The organism is Tepidanaerobacter sp. GT38 (assembly GCF_021991635.1).
Classification (GTDB): domain Bacteria; phylum Bacillota; class Thermosediminibacteria; order Thermosediminibacterales; family Tepidanaerobacteraceae; genus DTU063.
Map to the genome: position 1 here is coordinate 1 of NZ_JAFFJA010000039.1, position 12,598 is coordinate 12,598.

At 37.8% G+C, this 12,598-nt stretch carries 7 protein-coding genes and 1 CRISPR repeat array; all 7 genes read right to left on the reverse strand.

All coding sequences use genetic code 11. From position 1 onward, the window contains the following. Positions 1-37 precede the first annotated feature (37 nt). Positions 38-1,337: a CRISPR direct-repeat array (repeat unit 30 nt; unit sequence GTTTCAATCCCTTATAGGTAGACTAAAAAC). 1,098 nt (positions 1,338-2,435) lie between these two features. The 7 genes from JT739_RS06625 to JT739_RS06655 are packed head-to-tail and all read right to left on the reverse strand — an operon-like array spanning position 2,436 to position 11,774. Further along, a complete protein-coding gene (locus JT739_RS06625; protein ID WP_237660317.1) occupies positions 2,436-4,523 on the reverse strand; it encodes a TIGR03986 family CRISPR-associated RAMP protein in 2,088 nt (695 codons plus the stop codon). Continuing rightward, the gene (gene csx19, locus JT739_RS06630; protein WP_237660318.1) at positions 4,520-5,140 is read right to left on the reverse strand and encodes a CRISPR-associated protein Csx19; all 621 of its coding nucleotides are present in this window, start codon (positions 5,138-5,140) and stop codon (positions 4,520-4,522) included. The genes JT739_RS06625 and csx19 overlap by 4 nt, the downstream gene beginning before the upstream one ends. After that, a complete protein-coding gene (locus JT739_RS06635) occupies positions 5,103-6,593 on the reverse strand; it encodes an RAMP superfamily CRISPR-associated protein (RefSeq protein ID WP_237660319.1) in 1,491 nt (496 codons plus the stop codon). Before JT739_RS06635 ends, csx19 begins: the two co-directional genes overlap by 38 nt. Before the next feature lies 1 nt (position 6,594). Beyond that, the gene (gene csx10, locus JT739_RS06640) at positions 6,595-8,256 is read right to left on the reverse strand and encodes a CRISPR-associated RAMP protein Csx10 (RefSeq protein ID WP_237660320.1); all 1,662 of its coding nucleotides are present in this window, start codon (positions 8,254-8,256) and stop codon (positions 6,595-6,597) included. Further along, positions 8,253-8,933, reverse strand: coding sequence for an RAMP superfamily CRISPR-associated protein (locus tag JT739_RS06645; RefSeq protein WP_237660321.1), 681 nt, complete (start codon positions 8,931-8,933; stop codon positions 8,253-8,255). The genes csx10 and JT739_RS06645 overlap by 4 nt, the downstream gene beginning before the upstream one ends. After that, positions 8,930-10,585, reverse strand: a complete 1,656-nt coding sequence (locus tag JT739_RS06650; RefSeq protein ID WP_237660322.1) for a hypothetical protein — start codon at positions 10,583-10,585, stop codon at positions 8,930-8,932. The genes JT739_RS06645 and JT739_RS06650 overlap by 4 nt, the downstream gene beginning before the upstream one ends. A 7-nt stretch (positions 10,586-10,592) precedes the next feature. Beyond that, the gene (locus JT739_RS06655) at positions 10,593-11,774 is read right to left on the reverse strand and encodes a Card1-like endonuclease domain-containing protein (protein WP_237660323.1); all 1,182 of its coding nucleotides are present in this window, start codon (positions 11,772-11,774) and stop codon (positions 10,593-10,595) included. Positions 11,775-12,598: the final 824 nt, after the last annotated feature.

A 12,598-nucleotide genomic window follows, 5' to 3' on the forward strand; every position in this document is an offset into this window, starting at 1 on the left:
GGATTTATTTTACCATTAACAGCCTTGGTTCTAACGTGTTTCAATCCCTTATAGGTAGACTAAAAACTCGTAAATAAAGCAAGAAGACTCCCACCTCTTTAGGGTTTCAATCCCTTATAGGTAGACTAAAAACATATAATCCGTAATTGCTTTGTTTTGAGCGTCTTTATGTTTCAATCCCTTATAGGTAGACTAAAAACGTTACAAAATTGGTTTTAGGTCTAAAACCAACAGGGGTTTCAATCCCTTATAGGTAGACTAAAAACACAAAAGACAGGTTTAGAGAAGAAACTGGCTATACAGAGTTTCAATCCCTTATAGGTAGACTAAAAACGAATATAGTTCTCTATCCTTCCCCACCACCGTTTGGGTTTCAATCCCTTATAGGTAGACTAAAAACCCTAGCCTTGCGGCTATCTTCAGCTTCTACCTCCAGAAGTTTCAATCCCTTATAGGTAGACTAAAAACTTGCAGTTCCAGTTGGTGAAGTTGCAAGATAGTTATTAGTTTCAATCCCTTATAGGTAGACTAAAAACTTGGCAGACCTTATAAAAAACCTTCCCACCACAAGACGTTTCAATCCCTTATAGGTAGACTAAAAACTAACATCTTCAACTCCCCCCTTGATAAGCCTAATTTGTTTCAATCCCTTATAGGTAGACTAAAAACATAAAACCCAAGGAGGGATTGAATTGAAAAAAATTAGTTTCAATCCCTTATAGGTAGACTAAAAACGAGCTCCTGCCGGATGATTATTACACGTTCAACGAACGTTTCAATCCCTTATAGGTAGACTAAAAACTTTGTCGTGTTTCATTAGAAGGGCTCTCCCTCAAACTCGTTTCAATCCCTTATAGGTAGACTAAAAACTATATAATAACTAAATACTTTATCATTTGTAATTAAGGTTTCAATCCCTTATAGGTAGACTAAAAACTTGGCAAAAGAAATTGATAAATTGAGGTGAGCCTCAGTTTCAATCCCTTATAGGTAGACTAAAAACTTAAAGAAATTGGTAGTAATATAAATGGAAGATATAGTTTCAATCCCTTATAGGTAGACTAAAAACCCTTTGCAACAGATATACTTGGTTGCAAAGTAAATTAGTTTCAATCCCTTATAGGTAGACTAAAAACAATATACCGCTTTTTGAACAAGCGTTAAATATTGCAGGTTTCAATCCCTTATAGGTAGACTAAAAACTTCAAGAGTATTGGCATCTGCCTTGTTGGGGATTTTGAGTTTCAATCCCTTATAGGTAGACTAAAAACGTATACCGTTCCGATATGCTTTAGGATGTGCAAATAGTTTCAATCCCTTATAGGTAGACTAAAAACCCATTAAAATGGCGTCAGAATAAAGATCACGTATTTATACAAAATAATTTCTTAATATTTTGTTTTTATTTTATTATATCATGTTTCTGGTGATATACAAGCATTTGAGGCCTTTTCCGGCAAATATAAAAATGTCGTCGACCTCCAGTTGTTTTTGCATTATTGGTGGTCGACGACTTTTTTGTGCAAAGTATTATTTTGTAAAGATATATATACTAGTTCCTATTATTATTCATAAAAACACATAAATCACCCAAATTTATTACCTTACTTTTTCAGTTGGTAGATTTCTTTTGATATTTCTATAAAGTCTCCTAAATCTTTCTCCAGACATTTCCCCTTGAGCACTTCTCGTTCATAATCATCATGATTTAGCCATATATAGTTTATCTTAAGGTCTTGTTTTTGTTCATCGTAATTCCATGCTACTCTGATAGCATGAGTACCATTTGAAGCGCCTTTAATGAAAGTTTAACGTTTTATCTCTTAGGTTTTTAAATTCCTTTTCATGATAAGTCAGCATAGCTTTCTTCACTTTTTATTTTCCTTGTAAGTTCTAGTATTGTTGATGAATAAATTCTTTTGCAGATGGAAATTTACCAAATATATCAAAAGCTTTTTGACTTATAAATACTCGTATGCCAAAATATGCCTGAACTTATCTTGGTTACATATAAAAAGTCCAAAAGGGTTTATTGAAACTATATCTCAGCTATTTCAAAAAAAATGACTATTTTGTTTTATGAGCTCTAATTCACGATAATCCAAGTTTTGCAATTCAAGGATACCTGATATATAGCTTCCGTAAAAACATGCTTTTTCTTCTGTGAATTTATCATCACATTTTACGGGAATAGGGGGTATCTCATGAAGTATCTGTTTATCTTCATGCAAATAGGCTATCATTTATGGGTAGGCTAATATCTGCAAAGCACCTGCAGATAAAAATACAATAATGCGGTTCCAATCCCTCATTATTATGTTTGGAACATCCGGTGATTTTACACCGGACGTTCCAAACAAAATCATGCTTCTACATTCCAATCGACCTAACAGAAGCGATAAATCGCCAATTCAAATTTTATTATTCTCCGTAGGCTATGGTTCTATATTCCCAGTTAGTTTACCGAAAGCCGAAGGATCGGGCAATACATTTCTATCTTTATAGGGGAATACTTTTATACCTTTATATTCTTCTTTAATTCTCATATAACGTGTATTAGGACGTTTATCTTCTTCCAAATACAATCCTTTATCTGGTTTAGGTGGAAAGCCAGGCCATTCCATCATTTTTAGCAGCATGGCAATGCGCTTAAGTTCTGACAAATGCTTGCATTCATGACTTAGATTGAGTTGGCTCAATATATGCTTTTCAAATTCGGAAGTGAGTTTTTCTAAAGTCTGATGATCGGAAAGATTTTGACCCCCATTGGAAATTCCAGTTTCCCATTTGCTTTCATTAAACAGAGTGCTATAGCGCTTTTTCCGATCTATTGTATATAACGTTGCTTCTAATTTCACCGCTCCCATACCTAACGGTTTTCCCATACCTAACTGATGGCAGTATTCTTTTTTTGGGTCTCCCAGCGGATTTAAGATCCAGCAGAGCGCTCCTAATTCCCGCTCTGAAAGGTTTTCAAAATAGATTCGAAATCTAAACCTGATTCCAGGTTTTATGGGCTTTATTTGAGTATGTTGTTTACTATCTTTCTTAACTTGTCCGTCAGCTTCCAACCATTGAGGGTCATTTTCAATAATATGATTTTTGTTTCTTTCACCTTGCAACCAGTAGCGTTTAAAGCCGCGGATAACGGTTTCATTTTTACTGCCATAATGCTTGAGTAATCTTTTCTCACAATATGGCTGGACCAGATAATGGGAAAATGTAGTAGGTTTCGGTGATGCAAGGATTTTTGGCACGATAGGATCTTTTGAAAGCCAGATATCATTATGTCCTTCTTCTAGAACTGCATCGGTCACAAACACCCGGCTTGCATAAGCTTGCTTTTTACCCCCTACACCATTATCATTGCGAACAAAACCAAAAATCGCTTCAGCATAGTCGATATCATCTGAACTACGCAATTGTTCTGGAACAAAATCCAGTGGACTGTTGGCCTCTTTCTTAATTTCATCGAAAGCGGGCACCCTAAAATTGGGACAATGTCCAAAAAAGAGCACTTCATTATCTCGTTCGACATAGAAAATCGGTCGATTTTCTATAAGACATCCCATCTTTTCATCAAAAGGTTCTTCTTTCTGAAATGGCGTTAGCGAATTCAAATAATCTCTAATTGACTGTTTATTTATCTTTATCTCCTTAGCTTTTTCATCTCTCTCTAATACCAAGATGCAATATTTTCGCGGCGACTTTCCGCCCCCATCGCTGCTTTCAATCATGTTGCCTGAACATATTAAATAACCTTTATAGGGATATGTATGTTCGGTTGAATCTTTACTACTTATTTCTGGATATTTTCTGCCGTCTTTTCCAACCTTTATATCAAACATAACTTCATGATATTGAGGTCTATATCCAGGCGCATTAAAATCTACGAAACCTTTAATTTTTTTCTTGAGAATATTTGTAGCTTTTACCTTAATAAATGGTCTATCTTCAGGCCATCCTATATCAGCTGGCTTTTTAGCAGGTTTTACATACCAGCCATCTCTCTTTTTCATCAGATAACCTACTTTTTCATATTTTATAATGTCGTTATATGGTTTCTTGAGAGGATCGTCGTTGCCAACTGCCACTACGCGATAAAAAATCTTTGAATCAGTTACCTTGTTTATTTTGCTATAGCTTACAATCTCAAGAAGATTTCTTAACATACCGCGGAGGCTACTGCCAGGAATGACAGGCTTGCTCTGGTCCCTCGTATAGAAAAAGTGAGGGGTATTTTTAACCTGCTCGCGAAAAGGCAAATTATCTTGCTGGTCCATTTTCATAAAATCATCTACAGTGAAAGGGCATCGAATATAAAGGGGTGATTTAGTCGTAAGTACCACATCAAAATATCCACTATAGTGCTCGTAACGGTCATGGTCTGGGAGATTCTTTGCATCATTTACCGCCAAAACCACAGTTTCCGGTAGGGGAACAAAATTATACGGAGCACTGGCGGTTCGTTTTGGTATAGGGTTGCAATGTTTAGGTAGTTTTAAAATTACCCTTTCTTTCATTTCTTTTCCCCCCAACAACTTTCTGATTCTGTGGTTATATCCATCAAGCGGCTAGCTACGATGCGGGCATATCCTTCATCGTCTTCCTCGATATAATGCCTTACCCTCAAGCGCAAAGGTCTATTGAGGTCTCCAGGCTTTGTATTAACTTCAATAGGCACCACATGTCGCAGTCCTTGCGCGCCATTGCTCATTAAAGTAAAACCTTTAGAAAGGACTCGCCCATCTGTCCCCCATAAAATCTGGGCTTCATCCACGGCTTCTTGCCAAACTGCTTCTTCTCCATCCTCTGCATCGCGAATCAAGCGAGCATTCCAATTTCCGTCACCATCGCGCCAAAGTAAAATCTCTCCTTTGGGCGCAAAAAGTCTTGCTTGCTGTAACGTTTCAATCCTCAATGATGGAGATACATCATAAGCCCCATCAATTTCAGACGAAGTAATCAACGTCCTATCATCGACACGCCCCCATATGACCCCATCGTCGGCATGAGCCAGCAACCATTTCAGGCCAAATTTTGCGGCTTGTTTCTCAAACCATTTCTTTATGTCCTCACGTACTTCAGTGGTATCTATCTTTCTAACCAGCGCAGGACAGATCTTTATCTCTAATTTCATCACTATCCCCCTTTAGCCGCATATTCAGGGCACGTACGAAATTTTCAAGTCTCTCTTTATCTCCATTAACAATCAAATCTTGTCCTTCAGCGTAAATTTTCCATTTATCTCTATTATAACCATCATACAACAGCATCTCAGCTGTTTTCCCTTTTAACCTACCTCGTCCAATGCTGGAGCCTCCTCCAAGAGATAAATCCCCCGTCCATAGATCTTTTAACAAAAGCAGAAGTAATCCTATCTCATAAGATTTTGGATTCAATAAACGAAGCCTTAATCTAATCAATGTCTTGTCATTACCGAAAACGGGCTGTTCGTTGAACAGAGCGCTTTCCCTTGTACCGCCAGTAAAGCGGTCAATACTTATTCTAAATTGCACTAAGTTAGTTTCACCTTCTTCAATGACCGTCTCCCAAACTTCAATTCGGCTAGACCTGCTCTCTGTCTCTCCCTCGCTAGCCTTTCCAAAAATCTCATCAATTAATTCTTGTGCATCTTTTTTATCGGATATGGTATTGGCTATTTTCAAAGCTCGAGCCCGCAACGCTCCTGCCACACTGGTACCTGGTAAAACTGGTTTTTTGGTACCATCGGCTTGTATTGAGCGTAAATGGACTTTATCCGGGATATCAGGATACCCACCGCTCCCATCTAACAAAAGAGAACCTTCCAGAGAAAAAACCGCATCTAGATCAAAAAATTCCCGGTTGTCAGGAATCAACTCATCGACTCCTAATGCCTCTTTAATATCATCATATGTCTTCACATTTACCAAGGGGTCAGCACCATTTTTTATCCAGTGCAAAAGTCCTTCGGGACTCGTCAGATCGTATTCCTTTACCCGCCATCCATTCACGCAAACTCGTCCAAAACCACGCCGTTTTCTGGCCCCCAAGGTTATACTTCCATTATTGAATCCTTCTAGAGCCGACGCTAAACCCCTCTTTAATTTCTTTACATCGTCACCTTCCCTGATTAACAACTCGAATCGGAGGGGAAACCGGGTTCCAGCTCTCCAGAGTTCCATTTCGAAAAGTTTTTTATGTTCTGCAGTACGGCTCTTTGGGTCAATAGCAACGCCGGTCCTCAGTTCTACCCCATAATTTGTGCCGAGTGAGTCTTCAACTATTAAAAGACTTTGTTCTCCTTCTTCTCTGCTTTCGTTTCGTTTAAGTGCACCAAACAGAAGTATCCCTGTCGAGCAATCGTCTTCACTTTCAAAGTAGCCCTTTTCCCGCTCCCGTAGATAACTTCGGAGAGCACCAGCTATAGAAGAACCCGTCAAAAGCGGCGTCCTCTCATCTTTAGAGTCGACCAGAAGAGGCATGTCCATCAGATCATCGGTATCCCCGTTGCCAAAGTGAGCCGATGTCAGCAATTCCAGTTCGCCTTCGATCACTATCCGTGCAATTATTTTTCGCGAAGTTTTTCCTTCCCATACAGCATAAGCCACCTCAATTTCCCTCCTTTCTTTTTTTCTTCAATGCATACGTTAAAACGGCATCAATGTAGCGCAGCAAATAACGATATCTAAAAGATTCATCTATATCCGGCTTTACCCCACCCAAATTCTGTATTTGGCTTTTACGATATCCGAATAATTCAAGCCATTGTTCGAATTTTACTTTATTTAATGTCTCTTCTATCCAGTCTAGTAAAGGTTTATTTTCAATCTTTGTTTTCTCAAACTGTGTTACTACTGAACTGTGCTTTTTAATATTTTTTATGTATTCCTCCAACTGCTTCACATCGGGGTTATCTTTATCTAGCGATATGTTATGTATTATATTGCGTAACCTATTTATCTGAGCATTTTTGGCAAGGTTCTTAATATCTTCACCAGCTAAACTATCACCCTTTTTTATGACTTCTTTAACTATCATATCTTCTAAATGTTTTTCAAACATCCGCGTTACCATGAGTTTAGCGATTTCTATACTTTCTTTGTCTCTAATTTGGGGAAATATAACATCACCTGAATCATATTTTTCTTCAACGGACAATTTACTTTTTTCCAAACAGTTAAAAGCCAACCGGCCAAATCCATCGATTCTGCGCTCTCCAATGCCTTCTTCTTCTAACTCCCTTAGTTTATTTAAATCCAGTCGCCTTGGATCTTTTATACTATAGATGAAAACACTTCCCATTCCTGTAGCTAGTGACTGAGGCAAAGGCAATCCCCATTTTCTGTTAAACCCGCCTACAATTTTCGTATTCATAAAAACTTTTTCTTGATTGAGTTCTAAATTAAGTTTCCTTTTCAAAATATTAGTTACAACTATTGGATCTGCAGTATATTGTCCATTTTCATCTCTTAACAGAACATCGCTCAAAAACATTACAACTAGCTGATTCCCTGCGTTTTTCAACTTCCCGCCTGCTTCACGCCAATCTTTATTCACAAGTTTTACGTCTTGTATTTTAACGCGACCATAACCGGCACTGCGGGAACCGCCAAGAAAATATACTTCAGATTTTTTATCTTTTTCGACTTTTAATAACTCCATTAGGAATTCAGCATCTTCATCACTATCGCACAATATTAAAGCTTCAAAGGTCTGATCTGCCTCGAGAGCTTCATAGCGGTATACTGCTCCCAATGGCTCTGCCATTGTATCTAAAGTTTTAATCGCTCTGCCGTAACGTCGATTTCTTGCTGTGTGAATGGATAGTCTACGAATGGGACTTACTAGACGGACCTCATCTTCATCCATGCTAAAAAACGTCACCTTTACACTTACAGCATGGTCTATTTCGTCTGGATGATCATCTACGGCAAAATCATAAATTGGAGCATAGGAATTTTCATCCTGCTCTGCTACTGCCTGCTTGTCCTGATGCCAGGAAAGTGGAACCGAAAGTGTCCTCTTGCCTAGTCTATCTACCGGATAGCCGTTTAAATATCGAGTAGTCTCTTCAAAAAAGAGTTTTCTCACTTTTTCGTCGGCAGCATTTAAGGTTTTCAAATTGTTTTCGTGCATATATTTCCCGATTATTGCTCCCCGCAGTACGCTCCCCGGAATGTAATTTAATGAAACACTTTGATTTGGATCCCCTTCTAAAGCAGTTAAAATAACAGGTTCACATAATGTTATCCGGTAAGATATAACTTTCACTCAATTTCACCCCTTACCAACCCACAAAAATGCTGGAAGCATTCTTCTGTAATATCTTTTTTGTTTTCATCCAGCAATCGAGCTTGCAAACGACCCCGGCCACGGTTTCGCCCAAGTCCTGCTCGTCTTAAAGAAAGAATGCATGCTGCTAATAATGCTTTAGCATCAATAGAAGGGATTTCTTCAAAATCCAACTCGGAGTAAAAAATAGTATCGCGAAGTATAACCCTCATTGAGCGAAGGCTGCCTTCTTCCGGTGTACCAGTTTTTTCATCTATAGCAGTCTGGCGCCTTATAGCCGTAAGCGACTCTAAAATCTCGGAGGGAGATATTTTTTTAGATTTTACATACTTTTTTACAGTTATCCTCAAATCTTCGGGAAGCATAGCTGATCCAACTCGTATTTTTGCGTCATCTATCAAAGTACTACCCGGTTGTCCAAATAGAAAATGAGCCGCTTTCCTTAACCTAATAAGTGCTTTGGAGTTTTGTTTTTCTAATGCATAAAAGATGTTAGCGCACTCTTCAACCAGCAGTCCTTTAAGCACTCGACCTCTCAGAAAAGGCAGTCCTGTTTCCGGATCGTACTCCACTTCTTCGTCTACGAGCCCGGCTACCCCTTCTCCTCGTGCGAATGTGACATCACTCTCTAAGGTTATCTTTATGTACATTTTCATTCTTCATCCTCCTCCAGAGGGATAAACCAGTCCATTAATTCTATGGCATCAAAGTATCCGCAGTATCCATCTTGCCAACCTTCTTTAGGCCAATTTCTTTGCGATTGTTCAACATCTGGAAGGCCACCAAGCTCATATCTGGTCAAATAATGTTCCACGGCTTCACCGCCGTCACGCAGTGCCTCCCGTAAAGCTTTTATTTTATTGCGCTTGCCTAACCATTCAAGACTCTGGAACTCTTTTATTCCTCTTCTCACAACTTCCCATGTCCGATATGATTTATCCGGATTTTCACCCAAAGTAACCGGCCTAAGAGTTAATGATCCTTTAGTCACTCTGTATTCCCTTCTGCGGATCTCTTCGATGCTTCCTGCAAAACCGCTCAAAACAAACTGCCAATCCATACAGGAGGTTTCGAGTTTATTTTTTCTCCAATATCTCTTTGCCGATGAACATAATTCATCGGACAATTTGTATGCTTCAGAAAAAGGATGATGGGCTTTTACTATAGCAATGCCCGAACAGACTGTTATTTTGCCGCGGCATTGATCCCGTATCTCGGTCTCTTTTTCAAAATTCCTCATATATTCGATAGCAAGCGATAAACCAAGTCTTCCGTCACAGACGAATGTTACTTCATCTCCGCCGTATACGATGGGACGCATTAGAAGATAAAATTTTTCTTCTCTTGTTTTTGCTAATTCAATCTCAGTTATCTTTCGAGTATTTTTTCCGTCCTTAGATTTGGAATAATGAGATATGATTTTTTTCCCATCTTGTTCATTTATACGAGTAATTAGTTTTTGAATTATTTGTTCCATAGCCTTTTTAGAAGCTTCTTTAACTTCCTTTGAAAATGCTCTAATTGCCCTTATATAATCGCGGTTATTTTCAGGATTTTTATATTCTATACCAATCTTCTTTTTTCGTTGCCCCATGTCGTTTCCATCTATATGAATTACTGCAATATGGCTGTATTCTCCGGAAGAGCGCCCTAACTGATCTAATTCCTCGGGGTACTCGTAATCTTCATTAAGGTGTATAGTTTTTTTCAACCTTTTATTAGCACTTTTAGCATTTTCTACTTTTGCTAAAATTTCGGCTGAAGCAAGATATCCAGGCTCATCATATATTTGTGGGGTCAATCCAACCGCAGGAAGCCCAGTTGAACTACATATAGCAGTCACGCCCAATCCAAGCAAGGGAGCCGACGGTACGTAAGAACGCTTTTTTTCCTCTAACTTTTCCATAGCAATTCCAACTTTTTCGGCCAGCGATTCACCCCATTGAAAATCTACCATTGCTATTACCATCCTAAGGCCTGGAGCTTCCGTCAGCACCTTTCGCGAAAGTTTTTGTATAAACTCTTTGGCCGTATTTTCCTCTCGAAACAATACAGAAAAATTTCCGCCCCCAGCGTATAATATTTCAGCATCTAATCGAGCCGCTTCGTCTTCTATACATTTATTGTCATTAAGAGCCCAAGTATCATCTAATATGTTATTCCGACAGGCAATTTTTTCTATAATCTCTAGCGGCCAATCTTCAGTGGCTTGCGCTACTAAATAGGAAGCACCTATGTTTTCCCTCAATTTATTAGTGCCGAAAATATACGATTGAATCCTTGACACTTCCCCAACTACAAGCTGCACTCCTCTGTCACTCCCCTCCACTCTGTTCAAGTATCCAGTTTTCAAGGTATATTTCTAAATTTGAGAGATGTTTTCGGCCAAATACTTTAACCCTTTTCTCTTGATCAAAATCTTTTCGAATTTCATTCTCGATTTTATCAGGGTCTTCTGCAAGGCAAACTAAAGCCAGTCTAGCTTCATCTCCTCCTAATTGTTCTGCACGGATGCATATCTCAAAAAGCGCTTTTTTTAGTTCTTTTTTATCATTCCATTTGGTCTTACAAGAAAAAGCAAAAAGCTGATAACCCCTTATTGCAACCGCATCAACTTCGAATTTTGGCTCTTCAGTCACTATATTTTTATAGCACTCATGTAAATATCCTTTATTCCTTAATCTATTATTGAGAATATAATATAAATAACTTTCTAACCAAAATCCTTTTAACCAATTTCTCAATTCATCAGTAAGTTTAATAGTTCCATCAGACTTGCATAATTCTTTACATTCTTCTTGCAGTTCTTCATATAACTTTTCGTATATTTGCTTTAAATCATCGTTAACTGGTTTACACAAAAATCTCTTGTTATTAAGATGTTTTGTAAACTCTTTATATTCCTCGATAAATCCATCTTTCCCACATTCTTCAGCTATGATCTTAGCCGTTTCAGGAAGATTAAAATGAGAGTTTCCTTGCTCACCTAATTTCCAATCATGCAGACTTAACAAGTCATCCAACGACATTTCCACATTCATTCCAACATATTCTCTTTCTTTTGTATAAGACTTATCCGTTGGATCAAAAATCATTTCTAATGTGCGTGCATCCAGATAACTAAAAATAGGATTAATATCATTTTTTTCAGCCCAACATTTCACAGTTTGATAAGCGTGAACTGCCATCATTTTGGTACCACCGGTATAGTTAAGACCTATGCTTTTCTCATTAACCTCATTTAAAATATCTTTTACTTTTTTATAAATTGAAGGAGGTTGGGACTCGTTTACCTCTCTCTTTATAACTTTAATCTCTGTTCCTTCTTTTTTATACTCAGCTTCGAGCCAATTTTTTAGGCGTTCTGCAATTTCTGAAGTCCCTTCCGAATAAATTAAACTTATTGTCCCTCCCGATTCGACAAGAAGTTTACCAGCTACCGCATTTGGCAACGGATTGCTGCCTACTAAAAGAATAAGGTGTTTAACCTTCTGCACAAGAAATTTTACCTCCCTTGCAACTTTTTGCAATTATTTTTTGCAGATATTTTTTTAATATTTCAACAAAAGATTGCATAATTCCTTCTTTTCAATCAAATAATAAAAAACCTGCTGACATCATTTAAAGAACTATGTCAACAGGCTGACAGCCTTAAAAAGGCTATTTATTTAATTTTAATCACTTCCTAAGATTATTAGCATTTTTTTACATGCTACAAATCTATATTTGGTGACTAAAAGAAAGTACTTCTGAACTTTCTCTCCTTATAGCTTATAAGAATTTCAATCCTTTTATACATTGTGGACTAAAAACAATTCGTGAACCAGTTTCAGCCTTTCAGCCATAATTGTAGGCTAAAAATCCAAGAGAAGATGACACTTTATGAGCATGTGGATATAATTTCAAGATTTATAGGTAATTTAAAAACGGAATTCAAGGTATAACACTCGCGACGTTTTATTATACCGTTTCGATCCATTATAGGTAGGCTAAAAACCCCAGGTGGCGGACAATAGTTGCCCGTCCCTGTAGACGGTTTCAATCCCTTATAGGTAGGCTAAAAACCCATTAAAATGGCGTTAAATAAGGACTTTGTGTTTTACAAGAATAATTTCTTAATATTTTGTTTTTATTTTATTATACCACCGTTTCTGTTGATTTACAAGCCTTTGAGCCCTATGCTGTTGTTATTCTGTGATAATGTCATGTTGAATTTATTCTGATAAAATGTCACCTATGAGAGAGGAGACATTCAACATGGTTTTTTTTTCAGGAGTTACTTCGACACAAGTAACAGTAACTCCGGGAGATCCTGCCGAAC

Excerpts from the sequence above, each read along its gene's own strand:
- JT739_RS06625 (WP_237660317.1), bottom strand. The coding sequence starts at position 4,523 with ATGAAAGAAAGGGTAATTTTAAAACTACCTAAACATTGCAACCCTATA.
- csx19 (WP_237660318.1), bottom strand. The coding sequence starts at position 5,140 with ATGAAATTAGAGATAAAGATCTGTCCTGCGCTGGTTAGAAAGATAGAT.
- JT739_RS06645 (WP_237660321.1), bottom strand. The coding sequence starts at position 8,933 with ATGAAAATGTACATAAAGATAACCTTAGAGAGTGATGTCACATTCGCA.